Source organism: Paenibacillus amylolyticus, assembly GCF_001570725.1.
Taxonomy (GTDB): Bacteria; Bacillota; Bacilli; order Paenibacillales; family Paenibacillaceae; genus Paenibacillus; species Paenibacillus amylolyticus_A.
The window spans coordinates 802,380-825,498 of sequence record NZ_BCNV01000005.1 but is presented as its reverse complement, the minus strand read 5'-3'; the positions used below and the strand labels follow the sequence as shown (position 1 = coordinate 825,498).

At 44.0% G+C, this 23,119-nt stretch carries 14 protein-coding genes and 1 pseudogene; 1 reads left to right on the top strand and 14 read right to left on the bottom strand.

Annotation, left to right across the window (positions count from 1 at the left end; translation table 11 throughout):
* The 8 genes and pseudogenes from PAHA3_RS30970 to PAHA3_RS23415 form a co-directional block, all read right to left on the bottom strand.
* A pseudogene (locus PAHA3_RS30970) lies at positions 1-1,281 on the bottom strand (glycosyltransferase WbsX family protein); the annotation flags it as partial.
* 63 nt (positions 1,282-1,344) lie between these two features.
* Positions 1,345-3,432, bottom strand: coding sequence for a capsular polysaccharide export protein, LipB/KpsS family (locus PAHA3_RS23445; protein WP_062837056.1), 2,088 nt, complete (start codon positions 3,430-3,432; stop codon positions 1,345-1,347).
* Positions 3,433-3,468: 36 nt separating this feature from the next.
* Complete coding sequence (locus PAHA3_RS23440; RefSeq protein WP_235599549.1) at positions 3,469-3,981, bottom strand: KdsC family phosphatase; 513 nt, start codon at positions 3,979-3,981, stop codon at positions 3,469-3,471.
* Between the two features lie 5 nt (positions 3,982-3,986).
* Entirely contained in the window at positions 3,987-4,802 is an 816-nt protein-coding gene (gene kdsA, locus PAHA3_RS23435; RefSeq protein ID WP_235599548.1) for a 3-deoxy-8-phosphooctulonate synthase, read from the bottom strand.
* Positions 4,803-4,836: 34 nt separating this feature from the next.
* Positions 4,837-5,814 (bottom strand): KpsF/GutQ family sugar-phosphate isomerase, encoded by a 978-nt coding sequence (locus tag PAHA3_RS23430; RefSeq protein ID WP_062837054.1) that lies wholly within the window; start codon positions 5,812-5,814, stop codon positions 4,837-4,839.
* Between the two features lie 14 nt (positions 5,815-5,828).
* On the bottom strand, positions 5,829-7,124 hold the full coding sequence (locus PAHA3_RS23425) for a cytidylyltransferase domain-containing protein (protein ID WP_062837053.1): 1,296 nt from the start codon (positions 7,122-7,124) through the stop codon (positions 5,829-5,831).
* A gap of 45 nt (positions 7,125-7,169) precedes the next feature.
* Positions 7,170-8,426: an ABC transporter ATP-binding protein gene (locus PAHA3_RS30610; RefSeq protein WP_062837052.1), complete on the bottom strand. Its 1,257-nt coding sequence runs from the start codon at positions 8,424-8,426 to the stop codon at positions 7,170-7,172.
* A 17-nt stretch (positions 8,427-8,443) separates the two neighbouring features.
* Positions 8,444-9,238: an ABC transporter permease gene (locus PAHA3_RS23415; RefSeq protein WP_235599539.1), complete on the bottom strand. Its 795-nt coding sequence runs from the start codon at positions 9,236-9,238 to the stop codon at positions 8,444-8,446.
* Positions 9,239-9,342: 104 nt separating this feature from the next.
* On the opposite strand from PAHA3_RS23415, the gene PAHA3_RS23410 reads away from it, so the two are divergent.
* Complete coding sequence (locus PAHA3_RS23410) at positions 9,343-11,808, top strand: O-antigen ligase family protein (RefSeq protein WP_062837050.1); 2,466 nt, start codon at positions 9,343-9,345, stop codon at positions 11,806-11,808.
* A 99-nt stretch (positions 11,809-11,907) separates the two neighbouring features.
* Here PAHA3_RS23410 and galU read toward each other — a convergent pair whose 3' ends face one another.
* From galU to PAHA3_RS23380, 6 genes are all read right to left on the bottom strand, one after another.
* On the bottom strand, positions 11,908-12,786 hold the full coding sequence (gene galU / locus PAHA3_RS23405) for a UTP--glucose-1-phosphate uridylyltransferase GalU (protein ID WP_062837049.1): 879 nt from the start codon (positions 12,784-12,786) through the stop codon (positions 11,908-11,910).
* A 75-nt stretch (positions 12,787-12,861) separates the two neighbouring features.
* Entirely contained in the window at positions 12,862-16,509 is a 3,648-nt protein-coding gene (locus PAHA3_RS23400; RefSeq protein WP_062837048.1) for a DEAD/DEAH box helicase, read from the bottom strand.
* A 110-nt stretch (positions 16,510-16,619) separates the two neighbouring features.
* Positions 16,620-19,133: a U32 family peptidase gene (locus tag PAHA3_RS23395; protein ID WP_062837047.1), complete on the bottom strand. Its 2,514-nt coding sequence runs from the start codon at positions 19,131-19,133 to the stop codon at positions 16,620-16,622.
* Positions 19,134-19,516: 383 nt separating this feature from the next.
* Positions 19,517-21,469 carry a stalk domain-containing protein gene (locus PAHA3_RS23390; RefSeq protein WP_235599538.1) on the bottom strand — a complete coding sequence of 651 codons (1,953 nt, stop codon included), beginning with the start codon at positions 21,467-21,469 and terminating at the stop codon, positions 19,517-19,519.
* Complete coding sequence (locus tag PAHA3_RS23385) at positions 21,459-22,625, bottom strand: S1C family serine protease (protein WP_235599537.1); 1,167 nt, start codon at positions 22,623-22,625, stop codon at positions 21,459-21,461. Before PAHA3_RS23385 ends, PAHA3_RS23390 begins: the two co-directional genes overlap by 11 nt.
* Before the next feature lie 277 nt (positions 22,626-22,902).
* Complete coding sequence (locus PAHA3_RS23380) at positions 22,903-23,115, bottom strand: hypothetical protein (protein ID WP_062837045.1); 213 nt, start codon at positions 23,113-23,115, stop codon at positions 22,903-22,905.
* Between the last annotated feature and the right edge of the window lie 4 nt (positions 23,116-23,119).

The window sequence follows — 23,119 nt, the reverse complement described above, 5'->3', positions numbered from 1 at the left end:
AAAGGCATAACCATATTTCCGGTCAGGCTCCAAGTGTGCTCCCTCTGCCCATTCATTCCATGCATTTATAAAAACCACTTTATCATCATCAAAAGTTGATTTTGTATGATTTATAGCATTTTTAAGCCACTTCTTATACAACTCAGGTGAGGATTTGTGATAAATAGTCCCATTATTAGGTTTCCTAGCTGTGTTATCCCAGCTTGGAGACACACCTTTGTACATTCTGTAGTCTGTTTCGAATATATACTTTTCTTCATTTACATACTTCTCATAATCAAAAATCAAACCATTAAAATTAGGATTTACGATATTAAATTCATGATTAATCAATTCGCTTCCATATTCATGGATTGAATGTGGTGGGAATTCAACTAATCCGTCCAATCCAAATTCATCCGGATGCTTGATTCCCCAAGATACACCTAAAAGATGAATTTCACCAATACCTGCTTCACGGCAATACTCTCTCCATATCTGGGCAGTTTCTTTGAAGTTAGGAAATAATGCAGGTCTGTAAACTAGAACTACTGCTTTATCATTAACCTTAATATATCTGGAATCTTTAATATATCTGGATAAGTCCTTAATAAATGCAAGGTCATCCTCAGAAGAGTATTTCTGCTCTATTAAGATATCATTTTCCTGCCCGTCCCATCTTCTGGACCAATTTTCATTCGCCCAGCATAAACAAAACGGAAGATCAATCTCTGGATGCTCTAGAAGTTGATCAACGGGCCGTTCCATCAGTCTATGGCCTGTAAACCAATAATGATAAAAGCAAAACCCATGTACTCCATACTGTTTGGCCAATTCAGCCTGACGCTTCATAATATCAACTAATCTCAAATCGTAGAAGCCTAACTCATCAGGTAAATGCGGTTGATAATGACCAACAAATTGCGGAACAGCCTTGGTTACATTGGTCCATTCTGTAAACCCTTTTCCCCACCACTCATCATTCTCAGAAAAAGGGTGAAACTGTGGTAAATAGAAGGCAATCAGTCTCACGTCAAAGTCCTGTGGAGGTAAAGATGCTTCTTTATACTTGACATAATGGGGAGATTTGCTGTCAGCTGCTCTAAACAGTCCCTGAATATATTGAATTTCAATAGGATCATTTGTCTGAGCATGGCTGTGTACTGCAGCTACCTCCGTTTGAGGTACTTGAGCTACGCTTTGCTCCCAAATTTTATAGGTTCCAGTATCCTTCAATACACCCTTAAAGGTTCGAAAGAATAGATTTTTAGCCTTTTTTTTGGTCTGCTCTGATACAGGCATTTTATGATAGGAATTCCTTAGTAACACCTTAAGATTGCTTCTTAGCTTTCTCATATCCGACTCCTACGATTTATTTTTGGGACTAATTTTATTTTTGACAAACCTAATTGGTTTTGTTATTTTCCAAGAATAGGAGTTGAATAACTCTTCAAGTCGAGAAGTAGTTAAACGCAATTCGTTTTGAAGTGCTTGAATTTCTGAATCTTTTCGTAACCCTTCTATTTCTGTATCCTCACGCAATTTTCTATAGGCTTCATTTGAAGAGTATAGTTTAATTTGATAATCCGAAATTTGTTTCATTAGCTCGTTAATCTTCTGTACGTGATGCCCGTTCTCTTCTTGGTGTTCGGATAATTGATGATTTAACGCATCTATTTCCTCTTGTGTCTGTTGTTGGTAATGCTGATACTGCTGACTAATGTCATTAAGCTGTTGGGAAAATTCCTTAATGATGTCTAAAAACACTTCGGGGTCTATAGCTCCGATAGCTCGATATTCAATATCCAGCATTAATTTCTGAATATATTTATCTTCATAGTTCCACTCCAACAACAATTGGGGATCATTGTTCAAAAAATAAAAGGTCCGATCCCGAATGTACTCAGCATTTGCTTCCAATATATCTAGCTCATCCAATCCATCCTCAGTTACAATGCTAATCTTTGATATTGTAGCAATCCCTTTACTGTTTACTGGGTCAAGCCTTATAGCTGAAATCCCTTTATTATCAATCGGAATTTCAAAATGCATGACATTTCCCTGAATTTTAATACGTATACAATCTTCCTCTGTGAATCCCGTTCCTTTGTCGAGATAACACTCCAAAAAAGGCATGGTATTTGTATTATTTTGCGAAATTTTCAAAAGAGTATCGTAAGAGAGAGCAGTAGTTCTTTCTGGAATGGATTGATCCAAGGTATCTATATATTCTTGCACAATACCAGTCTTGTCATCATCAATTGGGTAATAGAATTTTCCAAGAGACTCTCCTTGCCTATACATATGAATAGAACGTGATAAAAAGTTTTCAAACCATTCAGAATCCTGTATTCTAGACTTCGGTACTGCATAATGCGTCATAATCCAATATAGTAGCTTATCAGTATCTGTCCGTTTAGATAAGTCGTCTAATCTTTCTATATTCTTACCCTGTGCAATAAAATCCAGGAAGTCCTTGCCCAGTGTTATAAGTTCTTTATCCCAGAGAATAGTCTGAAGGCCTACACTTGAAGATACTGTAACCACAGCGTCCACTTCAGCAAGTAAATACTGAGAGGAAGCATAGTACTCTTCAAAAGTCTGATCATATATAAAATTAGAGTAATTCTTTTGCAAAAATTCAATCATATCTTTGGATAAAATACTGAACTCAGGATGTGTCGTCACGATAACACCTGTATGTGCAGGCACTTTCTCTAGCACATCAAGCAGATAATCAAACTGACTTCTATAATGGGTTAATCCGTCAAAGAGATAATATCTGCTGAACTGTAATGGTAACAGTATAAGTTTATCGAACTTTTCCTTATATGGGGCTAGTTGTTCCTTAAACGGGCTTTTAATAGTAAGTAAATTCTGAACTTTAGCTTTGAATTCTTTGACTTTGTCATATTCAATGTCCTCAACCTGAAACTGCGCCTGTAGACTATTCCAGTACTTATTTAGGTAAGCCCCTCCATTCATTCCAATAGGATCAAAATACCAAGTCTCAATGAAAGGTTTTCTAGAGAACAAGCTATATTCAATATGCAGTATAAGAGTCTCTGGAAATAACGCCATTAAAAATGGAACAGGACTAAAAGTCAGAATCACATCAGGAGCACTAGACAGCTTAGAAAGCTTCTCGGAGAAAAGATCCTTATAATATTCCAGCTGCTCTTCACCATAACTAGCCCAATACCACGAGATTAATAGGTCCAATTGGTTATAAGCACCCTGATTCAGTAGTTCTCTTTGGAATAAGGTTATAGCTTCTACATTAGCGCGATTCTCAAAACCAAACGACAAAGCCTCATTTAACACAAGAGTAATGTTATGAGCAGGGTTGGATAATGATGTCAGGATTGTATCACAAACCCCCGTCAACCACCCTTTTTTAAAATACGGTTTCTCCAATTCAATTAGTGGCTCCACATAAAAAAGTATATTCACTTCTAGCTCCTCCTCCCTGGCGTTCTATATCAGATATCAGAAGTATATATAATCTGCAATTTCACGTAGACACCCATTCCCACCTTTAGTCTTCAGTCTCCAATCGCAATGATCAAATACCGAGAAGTGAGCATCGTTAGGGCAAATAGCTAAACCACAGCGTTTCATGACCTCAACATCATTGATATCATCCCCGATATAAATGACCTCATCAGATGAAGTATGATTATCTAGCAAGAATTGCTGAAACCTATCCAGTTTGGATGTTCCATCCACACTAATATAATCGAATCCTTGAGCGTTGAACCTCTTGTTAATAGCATTCTTAGCAAACCCCGCGCTCAGCACGCCTAATTTGAAACCTTTTTCTTTCAACAAAGCTGCTGCAATACCATCTCTCACATGGAACTGCTTAAACTCGTCGCCATTCTCCGTCAAGTTCATTTTTCCGTCCGTCAGAACACCATCTATGTCGGTAATCAACCATTTGCATTGCGTTAATTTCTCTTTCAATGTATCTTCCGAGGCCTTTAATGAAGGCTTATACACTCCACTCAAACTTTTTTTTTTGCTACTTCATGAATTCGCAGCGCCTGCTCCAGAACACCTTCAAGTTGATCTAATGGAATCATATTAGGGCCATCTGAAAGAGCATTATCTGGATCTGGATGAGTTTCCGCAAATATAGCATCAATTCCAACTGCTGCTGCTGCATTCATCAGGTATGGTACAAATTCACGGTCACCGCCGGTGACTGTCCCCATACCACCCGGACGCTGAACAGAATGCGTGGCATCAAAAACGATCGGATAGCCTAGCTTGCGCATCTCAACCAATCCCCTCATGTCCACTACTAGATTATTATATCCAAAAGTAGTTCCACGCTCTGTTAATAATATTTTCTCATGTCCTACTTCTTCTAGCTTCGTAATAATGTTCTTCATCTCGCCTGGGGAGAGGAACTGTCCTTTTTTAACGTTAACCGTTTTCCCTGTCTTGGCTGCCGCTATCAATAAATCAGTTTGTCTGCATAGAAAAGCCGGTATTTGTAAAATATCCGCGACCTCGGCAGCAATATCACATTGCCAGGTCTCATGCACATCAGTAATTACCGGTACATTGAATGTTTTTTTGACCTTGTCAAGAATCTTCATGCTCTCTTCCATTCCAAGTCCACGATAGGAAGTAATCGAACTACGATTAGCCTTGTCAAATGAGGATTTGAAAATAAAGCTCAAGCCAAGCTTTTCAGTTATGACATGGATTTTCTCAGCCGTCTCCATGACAAGTTCCTCGCTTTCGATAACGCACGGACCACCAATAAAAGCAAGAGCCCCTGTTCCCCCAATACTAACGTTCTCGCTAATCATTACTTGTCTAACATCACTCATCTTCATTTCCCCCTCAGACACTAATTCCACTCTTGGCAATATCAATAAAAGTAACTACTCCTTTTAAATAAGCATGCTCATCAATAACTGGTAAGAAGGAATAAGTAAACTCATCTTTGATCATTGCTTTCATCGCATCTATGGCAAGAGCATCTTCCGAAATGGTAACTGGGTTCGGTTGATAAATATCTTTCACCTTGATCTGCGAGATAAGCTCATGCTCATACAGACTACGACGAACGTCTCCATCGGTAATAATACCCAACAGTTTCCCAGATGAGTCGACTACATTTACCATTTTCATACTTTTAGAGTTCATTTCAAAAACAACCTCCCTAAAGTCCGTATTAAGCAGGACCTTGGGAAGTTTCGCATCCTTATACATTAGATCACTTGTCTTTAGCAGTAGCTTCTTACCTAAATTCCCTCTAGGGTGATAGAGAGCAAAATCCCCTTTATCAAAACCATTAGCTCTAGATACTACAAGGGCCAATGCATCTCCAAAAACTAACGTGCCTGTAGTACTCGTTGTTGGAGCAAGATTGTAATAGCAAGCTTCCTCTGTAAAAGCAAGTACGATATTCAGGAGCGCGAACTTAGCAAGTGTGGTGTTATCCTTACCCGTAACTGCCACAATGGTTGCACCAATCATCTGAACAGATGGGATAATTTGCAGCAACTCATCGGTTTCACCACTATTGCTAACAGCAATAACCAAATCCTTGGATTGCACAAAGCCCAAATCTCCATGTACAGCTTCTGTGGGATGCAGATAGTAAGCAGAAGTGCCGAGACTTGACATTGTAGCCGAGATTTTTCTGCAGATTAATCCTGACTTTCCGACGCCAGTTAGAATCACTCTGCCTTCACAGTTTAATACCAGCTCCACAAGCTCCGAGAACTCCTGCCCCAGATGTTCTTGCATATGCGTCAACCCATCAATTTCTTTCTGAAAAATACGCTTAGCTTCTACAATGTAGTCCATCTTCATCTCTCAGTTCCTCACTAAAATTCCCCTACTTTTATATATATATCCATTGCTTCTGTCTTCTCAAATATGGAAGTAAGAACATCTTTCTCCTTCTTAACGGAATCTGCAGCCCGTTTTAAAATTTCAGCTTCATGCGCTCTAGGGATAACCACAACTCCATCACTATCGCCGAAGATCAGATCCCCTGCTCGAACTAAAATGCCGCTAACTTGTATAGTCTTATTCATACTTTCAACTGTGGCTCTTTTACGAACATCCTGACAGTTGTATCCCTTTGCAAATACCGGAAAATCCAATCCCTTAACTTCCCTGCTATCTCGAGTCACTCCACCTATGATTGCACCGGCTGCTCCAGAGCGAATGGCAAGATTGGCGTTCAATTCACCAAAATAGGCATTCTCCGAGGACTCGTTTTCAACAACAATAATATCATTATCAACAATTGTCTTATAAGAATCCAAAGCGTCATAGATACCTTTGTAATCTTCTCCCGGCTGAAGAGTTCGAAGTTTTAATGTTTTTGCTCTGCCTATGATTTTTTTGCCTTCCAGGTTAAGATTCAGATCGCTAATAACACCATTCAAGGACAAATCATCCAGAATGTCAGACAGTAACGAACTGGACAAATGATTTTTGATATTACGCAAATATTGGACTTCTTTTTGATGAATACCAGCCGTTATAATGTTTGCAAGTTCAAACTCATCTGGGTAATTGACATCCACAGCCTCAAGAGGTGAAGCCTCAATTAGGAATGCTTTTTCTCCATATCTTTTTTGATGACGTTGAGCAGCTTCTCTTCTAACAATGTATAGCCCCATTGTTTCAATAATGGTATCCGGCAGATCCTTACTATTAGGAATATGATCCTTATTATATAAAGGGCCATTCTGATCCCAAGTGTATTGCTTATCTTTCTTGATCATCACTACCGAATCATAGCTGCTATCATTTTTCAAAATATCGATACCACGCTTAATAGTCTCTTTATCAATAAATGGACTTGTGCATAGTATCTGAACGTAGATGTCCGCCTCAGTATGATTAACCTCATTCATGAACAACTGATGTCCATCGGTTTTATTCGTTGCAAGTCGAGAATCTCTACGCATGATTTTACAGCCTGTCTCGCTGGCAAGCTCAATAATTTCTTCACTATCAGTATCCAGATAGACTTCATCAAAGAAATCGCAATCCATTAGTTTCTCAAGCGTATATAAAAAAAGAGGTTTTCCGTTTAGCAACTTCAAGTTCTTAGACTCGATCCGCTCACTTTCCCCTTTTGCAGGTAAAAAAGCTACGATTTTCAAATAAATCCCTCCGAAACTGTTATGAAATTAGATAGTATAGAACAATTAATCAATGAACAATTTAGCAGGAGCATATATATAGCCCTCAGCCATATTTCGAGTACTAATCACATTGATTTTTTTGACGGGCCACCTTTGATCAAGCTCAACTCTAGGCTCCGTACTGATATCAGCCAACCCCAAATACAATAGATACTCCCCAGGGGAAAAAATCATGTTGAATTCAAAAGTGAAGTAATTCCAACCTTTTTTCAAAGAGATAGATTGACCGGCCTCTAATGAGTTATCGCCCCACAACACAACACCATTAACATCTTTGAATGAGACTCCGATGACAACAGATTCAAAGATGCGTTCGGCGACAATTGCTATTTTCAAACGTACAAGAGAGCCTGATTTCAGGATCAGATCGTCCTCCCATACTCCTTCTTTGCTGGTAATAAACACATCATTAATAAATGCTGTATGTGTTCCGAACCGGTGCTCGTTCATTTCTTCATTAGCTTGAACAGGATTCACTTCGGCATGATACGATTGCTCCGAATCCTCATTACTACTGTGATTTACATTTCTCATCAACTCTTCGTAGTGGAATACAACACGCTCAACATCATAAGAGTCTTCAATTACATTCCCTTCATTTAAAAGGATGGCTCGGTCACAATACTTAATAATTTGCTGATTGCTGTGTGTGACTAGCAAAATAGTAATACCTTTTTTCTGTAGCTCTTGTATTTTCAAATAACATTTATTCTGAAATACAAAATCCCCTACACTCAGTGCTTCATCAATAATGAGTATTTCCGGCTCTACATTAATTGCAACTGCAAAGGCCAATCGGGCAAACATACCGCTAGAATAGGATTTTACTGGCTGATGAATAAAGTCCCCAATTCCAGCGAACTCCAGGATGTTTGGAACTCTCGTTTCCATTTCCTCTTTAGTGTACCCCATAATGCTGCCGTTAAGGTAAATGTTCTGCATCCCTGTAAACTCTGGATTAAAGCCAGTCCCTAATTCCAGCAGAGCAGAGACTTTACCACGTGCAATCACTTCTCCAGAGGTTGGAGATAGCACACCTGTTATGATCTTGAGCAAGGTTGACTTCCCGGAACCATTTTTACCGATAATACCGATGGTCTCCCCCCTTCTCAACTCTATGTTTACATTCTTTAAAGCATCAAAACTTCTATGATATTTCTTATTAAGCGGATGAAGTGACTCTTTAAGCCGATCTATAGGCTTCTCATAAAGCTTATACTGCTTGCTAACATTATTCACTGTTATTGATACATTATCCATAACTGACCTCTTTCCCCTTATAATACATCAGCAAAGTGGGGCTTCAATTTCTTAAAGCACAGTAACCCTAAGATGAAGGTAACTACCACCCCGATCCAAAACCATGGAGTCATCGCTAGAACCTCTGCACTCCATTTATCGTATAAGAGAGAGCTTCTATAGCCTTGGACAATGTAATACAGCGGATTAATCTTAAAAATCCACTGCAGGTGCTCAGGAATCAGCTCAGTGGACCACATGATTGGCGTCAGCCACATTCCAAATTGAAGAACAATGCTAATAATTTGCCCAAGATCCTTAAAGAAAAGCACTACCGATGAGGTGATAAAGCTGATACTGGTCACAAGTAAAAATGTGCTAAACGAAAAATAGAGTATCGAAATAATGGAAATCCAACTAATAGAATAGCCATAAGCCAGATACACTATTAAAAGAAACAAGAGAAATACAATATGAATAAACAAGGAAGAGATAACCTTAATCAAGGGCAACATACTTACTTTAAACACGATCTTTTTCACTAGATAGTTATAGTCATAAAAGCTATTGGTTGCATTGGATAAGGCATCAGAAAAAAAGAACCACGGAACAAGACCGCAAATTAGCCACAAACTAAACGGCACATTGTTATCCGTAGGCGTCGTTCTCAATCCGACCTGAAAAACAAACCAGAAGACAAAAATTGTTGCTAGTGGTTGAACGATAGCCCATAATACACCGAAAAAAGATCCCGTGTACTTTGTTTTAAAATCATTAAAGGAAAGTGAGAATAGCATTCTCCTATTTCTAAATAAGTCTAATAATAAATCCAACTTTTTTCACTCCATTACCATTTAAATAAAACTGATATAATAGCCTTATGAATTGAGATTGTGATAAAATATTGTCGTATCTACAAGAAAAGGAGACTCGTACCTTGTCGAATCCAGTATACGGGAAACAAATGAAAACGTCGAGTAAGGCTAAAACCAATTCGGCATCGATGCTCCTATGGTCATTATCCATAGGACTTATCTTATTTTTACTCTGGTCCGCTTTCCAAGTTGCGCTATTTAACGGTCAATTGCTTCAATTTGAGGCACCCATTTATTGGGCTGTTATCATTACAACCCTCCTGTTCATCCTTTGGGTAGCCGTTTACTTCAAAAGAATTAATTTGGAAACACAACAGGATTGGTTGAAAGTAACGGTATTATTACTTCCTCTTACCTATGTACTATCACTCATTAATGCAGCATCAGAATACTTGGCGAATAACATGCTTCTCATCCAATGTATCTATGCCATGATTTTTGTAATGACGATGTACCTGCTCCAAAACAACAAAATCAATCATATCATACAATCTTCCTTAATAGGAATTGCATATGTTATTGTCAGTTTTGGTTTGTTAAATTGGCTGGGAGCCTTCAAATTTACAGGTAAACTAGTTGGATGGTTCTCTGCCGGTGTAGTTAATGGGGTGTATAATCAGGCCATCTGGAATGATTCCAATGGTGCCCGGCTTGCGTCCGTGTTTCAGTATCCCAATACATACGCAGCATTTCTAATGGCATTTCTATTTATTTCGATCTTCAGCATGATTCGTTCCAAAAGAGCACTAACACAACTGTTGCATGGCTTCATGCTTGTACCGATTATTCTGTCGCTACTACTTACGCTCTCGCGTACAGGACTTGTTATGTTGCCTATCGTATTTGTTATCCTGTTACTCTTGCTTAAACCAGCCAAACAAATTTTATGGTTTATCTATTGCGGGGTTTCAGCGTTTGGTACTCTGCTGGTTTTAAACCCAATTAATACTGCAGGACTTGAATTACAAAAGCAATTCACAGGTTCTCTTGCAGCTAAGAGCTGGGCGATCCTCATTGGAGCCTCTCTTGTTATTGCTTTGTTGTGTTGGGTCATCCAGTGCTTTGTAGCCCCTAGACTTGAAGGCAAGCTCCAATCCTGGTCGACTAGAAAAGCGTCAAGTCTATGGATTCCACTAGGCTCTGTAGTTCTAACCGTTGTTGTTGCCGTGCTTTTGCTCGGTACGGGCGTGCGTAACATTTTGCCGGACAGCATTAGCACACGACTTGAGAATATCAACTTCCAACAGCACAGTGTTCTTGAACGAATCACCTTCTACAAAGATGCCGCCAAAGTCATTGCAGATTACCCATTGATTGGTGCAGGTGGTGGGGCTTGGAACGCGCTGTACGAGAAGTATCAGAACAATCCATATGTTAGTGCGCAGGCGCATAACTTCTTTATGCAGTACTTGGTGGAAGTCGGAATTATCGGATTTATCATTTTCATGTCATTTATTCTGTATATCTTCTATAAATTCGTTCGCAGCTACTTGCGAAGAGAAGAAGGCGAAAGAGAGTCACATTTTTTATTTTTCATTTTGTCCATGACTATTCTGGTATTGAGTCTTCTCGATTTCAATATGAGTTACGTCTTCATTGGCATGCTGGTGTTTATCGGGTTTGGGGGCATGGCGGCAGCGATTGACCCAAGGCCAATTCAGCGTTTCAAAGTAAGCTCATCTGCTGCCCGAGGAATCTATGCCGCTATTGCCGGAGTATCGATCATTGTACTGTTGATTGTATCCGTGCGCTTTTTGCAAGCAAATCATTATGCGTATGCAGCGAAGGAAGTTGCAGAAGCCAGCCAATCTTTTGAGGAAATCAAAGCTCCACTGGATAAGGACCTAGCCATTCGCAGTGCACATTCTGATTCCCTGCTGACGCTTTCTTCGCTATACCAACAAGGTTTTCAACAAACACAAGATGATCAGTTCTACAATGCTGGCGTAGATCTTCTTCAAAAAGGACTAAAGGCAGAACCCTACAACAAAGGTATGGTTAAACAGTTGATTCAACTCTATGAGCTTAAAGGTGATAATGAACTGGCCTATACTCTTCAAAAAGAATATGCCAACAACTATATCTGGGATATGGAATGGTACGAACAGCTAATTAGCCGCTCATTTGATCTTGGATATCAAGCGCTCGGACAAGGCGATACAGCTAAGAAGGAATCTTATTTCACTTCAGGCCTGAGAGCCTATCAGCATGTTATTGATGGAGTAGAGCATCTACAGACTCTTCCTGAAGGACAGCTCCAAGGGCAGCCATTCGAGCTCACTCCAACAATGATTCTGAACGCAGGGAAAATAAAATATATGTTAAATGATTCAGCTGGAGCTGCTTCTATCCTTAAGGATGGGATTGCAGAGGATCTGACCGATGCTACCAACCGTGAGGTTGCTCGTTGGTACCTTGCCGCTCTAACGAAGGATGGACAACAAGATCAAGCTATATATGATAAGCTTATCGCTGTCGAACCTAACGAAGCAGACGAGATTAAACAGATAGCAGAACTGAATTTCTAATAAAATGCAATACTTGTCCTCTATAACTCCATACAAAAAAAAGGTTTGCCCTCTTCAGAGGGCAAACCTTTTTTTTTGATCTTATTCATTAGAAATATATTAGTTCGACGCCACTATCTTCTTCAGGTACGCCAACAAATCCTCCCGCAAATCCGGGTGCTGCAACGCATAATGAATCGATGTCTCAATAAAACCTAACTTCTCACCAACATCATGACGCAGACCATCAAAATGATATGCGAGAATCTGCCGCCGCTCATTCAATCGGGACAAGGCATCCGTGAGTTGGATTTCGCCCCCCACGCCAGCAGATTGTTGACCTAGTATCTCGAAGATATCCGGTGTAAGAATGTATCGTCCCATAATAGCAAGATTAGACGGGGAATCCTCAGTCTTTGGTTTCTCAATTAAGCGGCGAGCACGAAAAACCCGTTCATCGGTAGGGGTCAGCAACTCTCCGTCTACAATCCCGTAGCGGGATACCTCATTCCAATCGACAGGCTGTACACCAACGATTGGAGATTGCAGTTCATCATAGACCTCGATCATCTGCTTCAGGCAGGGATGGTCCGCTTCCACAATGTCGTCCCCTAACAGGACGGCAAAAGGTTCGTTGCCGATAAACTTACGTGCGCACCAGATGGCGTGACCAAGTCCCTTTGGTTCCTTTTGGCGGATATAATGAATGTCTGCCATCTCAGAGGGCTTGCGTACTTCGTTGAGTAGGTCCCATTTCTGTTTGCCCGCCAAATTCTGCTCCAGCTCAAAAGAATAGTCGAAGTGATCTTCAATGGCCCGTTTCCCTTTACCCGTCACAATAATGATATCTTCAATGCCAGAAGCTACGGCTTCTTCAATAATGTACTGGATCGTCGGCTTGTCCACGATGGGTAACATTTCTTTCGGCATCGCCTTGGTGGCAGGCAAAAAACGGGTACCCAGCCCTGCGGCTGGAATAATTGCTTTACGAATTTGCATACGAACCTACTCCTTTTGCTAGATACATATTTTAATATATTTAATGATTCTGAGTTCTAGGATGCTTGGACTCCATTATACCATCAACAATTCGCGGATATCCTGTTCGGATAAGGTCGTCGATCCCCCGTCTCCCGGTTCGATCACTTCGGCAATTAAGTCCTTCTTCCGCTGCTGGAGCTCCAAAATCTTCTCCTCGATCGTACCCTCGGTAACCAGGCGGATGACTTGCACCACTTGTTTCTGTCCCATACGATGGGCACGGCCAATGGCTTGTTCTTCCACCGCGGGATTCCACCATAGATCATATAATATAACGGTATCTGCGCCCGTTAAGTTTAGCCCTGTTCCCCCAGCCTTTAGTGAAATCAGGAACAGTTCAGCTTCGCCCTCATTAAATCTGCGGCACATCTCAACACGGCTCTGTGCAGGGGTCTGACCATCCAAGTAGAACAGATTTCTTCCCTGTGCTGCGAGCGTCTGACGAATCAGGTTCAACATGCTCGCAAATTGGGAGAAGATAAGAATACGTTTGCCTGCAGCCAAACAATCCTCGACCGTTTCGAGCAACTGTTCCATTTTCCCGGAATCGCCTTGGTACCCTTCGACAAAGAGCGCCGGATGACAACACAACTGACGCAAACGCGTAATGCCTGCCAGAATTTTGATACGGTTCTTCTGGAAACCGTTATCCTCCATGTCCTTAGATGCTTCATCCTGAAGCTCAGAGAGGTACGCGGCGTACAGTTTCTTCTGTTCAACCGTAAGCTCTGACCGCTGTACCGTTTCAATGCGATCCGGCAATTCTTCCAGCACATCCTTCTTCAGGCGGCGCAGAATAAACGGACGCACCATCCGCGAGATCCGTTCCGGAGGAAGATCGCGGAATCTTCTGTAACTTGGAAACAACCCAGGGAACACAGCTTCAAAAATGGACCATAATTCATCCAACGAGTTCTCCACAGGCGTACCTGTGAGTGCAAAACGGCGCGGGGCCTGAATCTGTTTGACCGCCTGCGCGGTCTGGGAAGAAGCATTTTTGATTGCCTGAGCCTCATCCAGAATGAGCGTATGGAATGTTCGGCCTAGATAAGTGTCCAGATCCCGTCGCAACAGAGGATACGACGTCACAATCACATCTGCCTCATCCATGCCTGAAAGCATATTGGCTCGCTCTTCTTTCTGGCCTGCTGCGATCAGCACTTTCAGATGCGGAGCGAACCTCGTAAACTCATTAGCCCAGTTATAGGTCAGTGAGGCAGGCGCTACGACCAGTACAGGAGGATGAATGACCCTCGTTCGGATCGTCAGTTCATCCTGCTGCATTGTGGACCATAAACCCTCTGTATTCTCTGAAGCCAACTTATCCAATGGGAGTCCAGTTTCGGGATCGATGTCGGAAGTCGCTAGCGTTTCACCACCCCGTAATGATCCGCTCTCCCGGTATTTATCACCGCCCGTATGGTCCATATTGTACTCAGGCTTCTCTTGAAGAACCGCTGTGATATAGGCGATGCTTTGCAACGTTTTGCCAAGACCCATATCATCCGCGAGAATGCCGCCAAAACGATAATAAGCGAGGGTACGCAGCCACTGGTATCCGCTGTTCTGATAATCCCGCAGGATGGGAGTGAGAGCTTCCGGCAATGCAAAATCCATCCTCTCGGGATCTCGCAGATCATCGAGGAAACGTTTCAGGGAGCCTCCCCACTTCACATGACCGGAAACCTCATCCCTGCCTGGCAATTGTAACGCCCGGACAGCTGGCAGCCGAATATGGCTGCTCTTAATGTCACCTGCTCCAAGTCCGAGTGAATCGGCCATATGAGCGAAGCTGTCTGCACCTTCATTTTCAAGCGAGAGAAAAACACCGTTCTTGAGACGGAAATATGGTTTTTTTTCCACAATGCGACGCATGAGTTCCTGAAGCTCCTGCTCGTCCACACCTTCCATCTCGAATGAAATCTCCAGCCAGTCCAGTCCTCTCCCCAAATCTGCTCGTACTTTCGGCGGTGTGGGATAGGATTGCACCATGGCCTTCACGGCGTTTGGCATATAGATGTCTACCTGTTTTTCAAGCTCAGGCAAGAGATGATACATGACATCATAGATGGCATCTTCCCGTTCACTCGCCCAGACACTACCATCACGTTCCAGGAAAGAACGATCGAGCCGTTCAATCAGATTTCGCTCTTTGTATCGGTCACGCACCAAAATAACTTTTTTCTCTTCTTCATCTATCAAGTACTCTGCCAGCGGATTAATAACCATGACCTCATAGTCGAATTCCAGACGCGCTGTGATCCGTTCACGATAGAAGTCGATGTAGAGCTTCGGTGAAAGTTCCGGTTCCGCAATCTGTTCACGCACCTGTGAATCAATGGACAGATGTCCGAGCGTACGCAGTTCTGGCACGACATGCTGAACAAACTCATCTACCTGTTGGGTCGAGATATCGATGCTTTCCTTGATCCCATAAGAAGTGAGTGCCCCACTCAAATCCTCCAGACTTCGCATCTGCATCGGCTCCAACATATGCAACTGTCCTTCCACTACGGCAGCATCATAGGCAGGAAGAAGAATCAGCTCACGCAATCCGGAAATTTCAAGCTGATATCCCTCATTTGTTCCTTGGGCAATCCGGTAAAATAAAGGCAGTACTCCCTCACCGAGCGTGAGTGGTCCATTGGCGAATCCCGTGCCCTCCATCCGGCTGTCAGCCTGGAGTAGTAATTCCAGCAGCGGTTTCCATACGAGCGGAGCAATTAAAATATCACGTCCATCCGAAGCTCCCAAATAACCGGAAATAGATTGGCGATACGCCTCCTCACTCTGTCTCATTCGAATAAGCATCGAGAGAATCGCCTGATCCTGCTGTGTGAAAACATGCATCAGCGGATCATAGTGGAACAACTTGGTAAATGACATCGGCTCGCCCTTCTCAATGCAGTTCAGGAATTGCTTCACTTTCTGCACCACATACAGACGTTTGTTACCCACTTTCAATTCAAGAGCGAGTTTCCCGCCACCCTTGTGAACTTGTATCAGCTTGAGTATAAACTGAATCTGCAACTCTTCCCGCAAGGAGGATCGGCTGACAGGAGCGGTGTATTTACGGTCATTTCCGTGCAGCGTTCTCCGATCCTTGGCAAACATAGACAGAATCTGATCCGCCGTACGGTAAGAAGGTTTATCTGCTGATCGGCCCCAACCCGAAGCTGAGCTTGGACGACCTGCCTGGGCAAAGTGAGCCGGAGGAAGCTCTGGAGCATTATTCAGTTGCTCTCGTTGTGAAGCAGACTGAGGGCGCTCCCACATGCTCTCTTCGACCAGCGTCCCTACCCTGGACTTGGAACCTGAGCTGGTGGAACCAGGTACTTGGCCTGTAGAAGGCGGAGAGGTCTTCCCCGAAGCAATCGTGGCATTACGCTCCTGCTGCTCACCCCATTCGTGAATAGCCAACAGGACAGCGGCCACATGTTTGCAATAGTCATAATGCCTGCCATCACCCGGACAGCTGCAGCCTGCCACAATCTCACCCGATCCATCTACATCCACCGTCACCTGATAACGCTCCGATCCACGTACCTGTGCCTCGTAATGGAGCTGATCTTCACTGACCACCAGATTGGTCACCCTGCCAGATTGGTTATAATCTTCTCCACGCTTGAATGCCGTGACCCCGCACAGCAATTTAATATCCATGATTGTGAATGGCGCCACGCTTCTTCGCCTCCTGTGTCATGATGTGAAAAAACCCCAAGAGCTCCTTAAAGCAGAGTTTGGGGTTGCTTCATGCTTGCTTGTAAATGTTGATGTAACACACAATCCGTTTATTTCACCAATTGACCACGTGTAACGCCCAGTTGGTTCGTTGCTTTTAGTGTTTTCCACACTTGTGTACCACTGATCTCACCGCGCAATGCACGGTTGTATAGATCAATTACTTCGCGCACCTGCTCCGGTGTCTCTTCGAGGAATTCCACACGGTAACGGGATACACCCAGATCCATAAAGTTAGTCAGATACTCGGCACCTGACTGTTCCACGGCATTGTATACCGTATTGCGGCAACCTTCATCCACACGTACCGGGTGAGACATGCCGATCCGGTCTTGCAGGGATGCACGCTGTTCCTCACAAGGACGTCCACAGTTTGTAAAGTCCGTTCCTTCACTCATGAACGTACAATATACACAGTGTTCGGTGTGGAACATCGGCAGATGCTGATGGATAACCACTTCGGTCTGACTTGTACGGGAGTGGCCCAGCAAATCAACCATTTGTTGAATGTTCAGGTCATAGGATGGCGTAATCCAGTCACATCCTGCTTCCAGGAACAATTCAACTGCTTTGTGATTGGCGATATTCAATGAGAAGTCGCCGATCAGTTCCGGGTGCGTCGCATCCGGGTTTTCCATACGGTGGCGAAGGTAGAAGTACAGTGCACCTGTATTACGTACCAATACCGCATCCGGCTTCAGACGCAGGATGTTGTTATGATATCCGTTCTCCCCAGGCATGTGAATACGCGGTGTTGCCAGCGCGATCTTGCGACCAGCGGCATGCACAGCTTCCACGGCTGCAGGGAACTGCTTGATAAACTCGAAGTCCGCATAGATCATGCCGATTCCCGCTTCAATCGCTGCCTCCACTTGTGGCAGGCTGCGACAGAGCGCGGTCAGTTCTGCTTGACCGCGAGCGACTGGCGATGCCGGTTTAACTGAATCGCCGTACACATCTACCGCTCGTTTCACGTAGACGGGCGGTTTAGGACGCTCGCCCGCGAGTTGTTCTACCGCCTGACGGCGAATGTTATTCAACTCGCGCATTGGGATGATAACGTCACCGTGCAGGTTGACATCCATTCCTTCCAGCTGGAACACCGTGCCTCCCAGACGTCCGAACTGCTCTTCGAGCAATTCATGTGTCATTGGACGCTTCTGTGCGATGTCCAGTTCCATCTCGGAATCAATACGGACGGTCGTGCCCTTCTGTACGTCTGTCCACCACGTGCTAAGCGGCTGCCCTGGGCTGCCGATAACCTTAACTTTCACTGGGAATACGCGGTACGGCTTCTCAGTCTCAAAGCTTTGACGCAGACGTTTATCCAGCGCTGGGTCATTCGTTTTCCACACTTTGTCGCCAACTTTAACACGACGTAGATCCACGTCACTGCGGCCTGGCACAACGTCAACGATCCAGCCCTCTTCGGCTTCGCCTTCGAGTTTTACGCCTTTGCGACGCACATCGTATACACGTCCGCCCTCTTCCTTCTGAGTCGGGTCTCCAGCGTCGAATACAATCCCGTCTCCACGTTTCACGGGTGCATCCAGCTTCAGAACCACACCATCACGCAATACTTGATCTACACGACCAAGATAGACACCACGGCTTTTCGGGAATGTTCCATCCACCAATTCTTTGTTGTTTGTACCGCTCAGGAAACCATGTGTAAATCCACGGGAGAAGCTCTGCTGCAATTCGCGAACTTCTTCCTTGCTTGGCGGTGTGTTATCTCCATCAAAATATCGGTCAATCGCTTTACGATATTTGCTTACTACGTTTGCTACGTATTCAGGCGTTTTGAGACGTCCTTCAATTTTGAAAGAAGTTACTCCTGCTTCGATCAGTTCAGGCATCAGATCAATCGCTGCCAGGTCCTTCGGAGACAACAGATAGGCTACATCACCCATCGGCTTGTGCACTCCATCCACCATCAGGTCGTATGGAAGACGACAAGCTTGTGCGCACTCCCCACGGTTGGCAGAACGTCCTCCCCACATTTCGGAAGTCAGACACTGCCCCGAGTAGGATACACACAGCGCACCATGAACAAATACTTCCATTGGAAGCTTCGCCTGCTCACCGATCTTCTGGATCTGCTTCAGGTTGTTCTCTCGTCCCAGAACGACACGTTCCATATCAAACGGCTTCGTAAACTCAACCGCTTCTGGTGACGTAATCGTCATCTGTGTTGAACCATGAATCGGGAAATCCGGAGAAATTTCGCGGATCATCTTCACCAGACCCAAGTCCTGAACAATTACAGCGTCCACGCCAGCATCGACACATGCATCAATCAGCTCTTTGGCATCCGTCAATTCATTTTCAAAAATCAATATATTAAAGGTCAAAAAACCTTTTACGCCATAACTGTGCAAAAACGCCATAATCTCCGGCAGCTCGTCCATGCGGAAATTGTTCGCCCGTGCTCGTGCATTAAACTTTTCGACTCCGAAGAAAATTGCATCTGCGCCATTGGCTACCGCTGAACGCATACAATCCCAGTCACCAGCGGGTGCCAGAAGTTCAACGTCTTCTCTTCGTATTGTTGCTGTTTTCATGTAGATCCTCCCCATAACCAGCTATCCGCCGGATTTCATCCCTATATCCTTAAATGCCTGAAGTCACCAAGCCTAAACCTGTACCTAATCCGGTACACCTGCATTGTCACTTTATTGCTATATCTATACATTATGTCTGTATTGCCTGAACTCCAAGCTTACAGTCATCCATATTCATCAGATCAGCAGTCATAACTCCTGAACTAGTATAGTGTACCACTTCTGCACCGACTCTTCTACGCTTTCCTGAAAAAACCGTTTACCATTTTCATTAAGATTTACACTAGACACTCCGATTGCAGTACCAGTGTAAATATTTTAATTTATCTTATACAGAAAACAAATAAGCCGAAAGGTCTCTTGACCCTCCGGCTCCACTACAATTATTTAATAAAAGTAAATGAGTTCACTGCTTTTTCCAAGGCGGCTGCCTGGACTTCTGTCTTGTTGGCATCATTCAGACCACTTGTGATCGTATAGGTTGTTCCGTCCTTTTCAAACACGATCTGGCGACCCGCATATGGCACTCCCTTGTCCAACTCATGATACGTAAAGGAAAATGCAGGCACACCCGCAAACGTCAGCTCCTCACTGCCAAGCAACTTGAAGTTCTTACGGGTTTTGGTCGCTTCCGCATAAGCTTCTCTCAGTTGACTTACCGTCATTTCGATCGACTTGTCTTCGCTCGCCGCAATGGAGAATTCTCCGCCGGTGAAGGTGTACACCACAGGTGAATATTCGAATCGATCACTGTATGGCGTCCAGTACCGCGGAATATCCACACTGTAATGATAACGTTTGGACGTACGTGTAAGTGTCTTCGTTTTGTCTGTCAAATAAGGATCTTCATCCAGCTGACCGAAATTATCGGCAATCGTATCAAAATCAATCTCCACACTCTTCATAATCCGTTCAAACCATGCCCGGTCCGCAACCTGCTCCTCAGGGAACGTATACTCTGCATAATATCGATACCCATTCTTCTGCAAAAGAACATCGAACTCGGTCTGCCAACCCCCGCCAAAGTTATAACGGAATTCATTCACCTCGGCAGTCTCTCCCGAGATATCCATCGTATATGAGCCAATCGGCTCGTAACTCTCTGGTGTAAATGTCTCGCGCATCCACTTATCCAGTTGGCCGCTCCAATCTTTTACCGTTGTACCTGCCTTCGCCGAAGTGACACGCCATTGCAGATATGCACCATCCTTGGCCTCGTAGATCATCTGATTGTTGTCCATTGACCAACCTGCAGGAATCTTCAATTCAATACCATAGTCATCGTTCCACGCGGAGCGCATGCCATTATCTACGGTGGACAGATCCTTGATCGTTCGATCTGACTCTGCATAGGTTGGCTGAAATGAATTGAGCAGTGCCGCACGTTTGCCCAGATCTTTATAATTCAGGGCTTCGTAATCCGCGAGGTACACATCATATTGACGGCCTTCACTCAGATACTGGCGCATCTCCCACAACATGCCGTCTACATCTTTCACAATAATCCGTGCATAAGGCGTCTTGCCTTTCGACACCGCTTCACGATCTAGCACCGTATCTCCCGATTGCTTGGCCTCCTGAACGAGTTGCTGCAACAAATCATCCGAATCCAGCGCCACATCCTGGTCACTGACATACACTTCAAGATAATAACTGTTGTCCGCAGCGCCGAAAGTCATCATGCGCTCCTGCTCACCAGTCTGGAAGACCATGAGATCTGCCGGATAATTAATGGACCACCCGTAAAAGCTGTTACCGATTCTGGTTTTGCCTTCGTCCAGAGGGGTGCCGTCCTCATCGTCCACCGAATCATCGGTTTGCAACAGACGAATCACCATTTCTCCCGAACTGTTTGGAGCAAGCGTCGCTCCGATACCCGCAGCAACCGCACGAAGTGGGACCATGAGTACGTCATTCACCATCTTGGGAGCGGCACCCATCTCATGTTTCACACCATCCACCCAAGCAATCGAACTGCCAATCGTTAGAGTCACCGTGTGCGGACCTTCCTTGATTTTGACGACATCATTTTTCTCCAACCGGATTTCGCTGCCAAATGCTTTCTTGAATACACCGACAGGCACCATCGTTACACCCTTGACCTTGTACGGTTTGGCTATGGCCTGCTTATCGCCGTTAATGTAGGCGCTCGTGCTACCTGCTTTGACACGAAGTTCACTCGTCGTCAGATCAGATGCCCATACAGGCAGTGCCGCACCAATGGTCAGCATCCCGGTTAATACACCTGTGCTCAGCACACGTATCCATGACTTTTTCATTCCGTTCTTTCGTCCTCTCTCCATCCGGGTTGATTGCCGGGCTATATTATTCTTCATCTGCAAGGAACGCTTCATCTTCCTCGTCCTGGATGTCCGCACGATCAGCAAGCACTAACGTACGGGTGACGATATCACCATCCGTTTGCATCAAGAGCTTTACCTTTTGCCCAGGCAGATACTTTTTGAGCAACTCATTGATATCCACGACAGAGGACACACGTGTGCCTGCCACACTATAGATGACATCGCCCTCTTTGATTTTGGCCTTCTTCGCTTCAGGAGACAGTACGCCCGTAATCGTTAATGGATCATCTGTAGGCAATCCCACAATAGCAGACCAGCTTTCTTCCAGCTGTAGACCCAGACTCGCACGTTTTATTTTGCCATATTTAAAAAACTGATCGATGATATATTGAACGGTATCCACCGGAATCGAAAATCCCAAGCTTTCTACGCCGACCGCAGAGAATTTCATGGAATTAATACCGACCACTTCACCCTTCAGGTTGACCAGCGGTCCTCCGCTATTTCCTGGGTTGATGGCCGTGTCAGTCTGAATCAACCGATAGGTTGCCTCAACACCACGATTCAAGCCGCTAATTACCCCGACCGTTGCCGAGTTGCGCAAAGAAAAGGAAATTGGCGTACCTAGGGCGATCACCGTCTCACCAACAGAGGTTTGTGAAGCTTTGGCGAAGCTCGCCGGTTTAAGTGATTTGGCATTGATTTTGATTAGCGCCAGATCACTTAGTGCATCACTGTATGTTTTCGTAATTTTGTATGTATTGCCATCCGTCGTTACGACCACCGGATTCACTAATCCATCAACCACGTGAGCATTCGTCACGATCCATCCGTTGGAACGAATAATGACCCCTGTACCATGTGCAAGATTATAACGGTCGTCTGATGTTGCACCGTCCTGCACTTCAGTAGATTTCCCAATAATGCCTACGACCGAAGGAGAAACTTTTTCAATCACTTTGGGAATGGCTTCATTTCCCTTGTAGGTGTACGTTCCGGATTTGGCATCATATTGTCCACTTCCACCAAATGCTTTGACCAGATCCTTCGTGTTCACATAGACTTGACCATCTACCACTTTAGCTTGCATTGCCTTTTTGGATTCAGCCGCACCAACCGTTGCCGCCACACTAATTGAGAGTACAGCAGCCATCAGTATGGCTATCCCCTTTTTACCCAACACGCTCATATTCTCACCTGACCCTCTCTATACATCCTTCTTGCGCGACTCGACATCGGATTCATCGCTGAATCTATTCTCTCTTTCTCTCATCTGCAATTCCGGTATCCCTCAATGTATCATACAGAATCTGGATATACAATTGTTTTAAGTCCCGATTTTGGTAGATAAGATAGAATCCTTTTCAATCCTTCAAACTAAATGAAAAAAACACCCTCCATGTCTCTCTGGAAAGTGTCCGTCTGTAACTCTATTGTCTTAAATTCCATTCACTTCAGCAGCATTCCTACTGAGCAAACCAACCGGTTATCATCGCATAGTCTGTCATCAGAAATACCAATAGGCTGACTATTGCAAATCCGATCGCAAACAGATTCTTCTTCGGTGCCCGAAGTAGGCGAACGACTCCAATGAAAATCAGGATCGTAAATAAGATGACAAAAATATCAAATGCATTAAAATTCGATGTACTCGCCGTGGCAGCTTCTGCAAACAGCATGGAT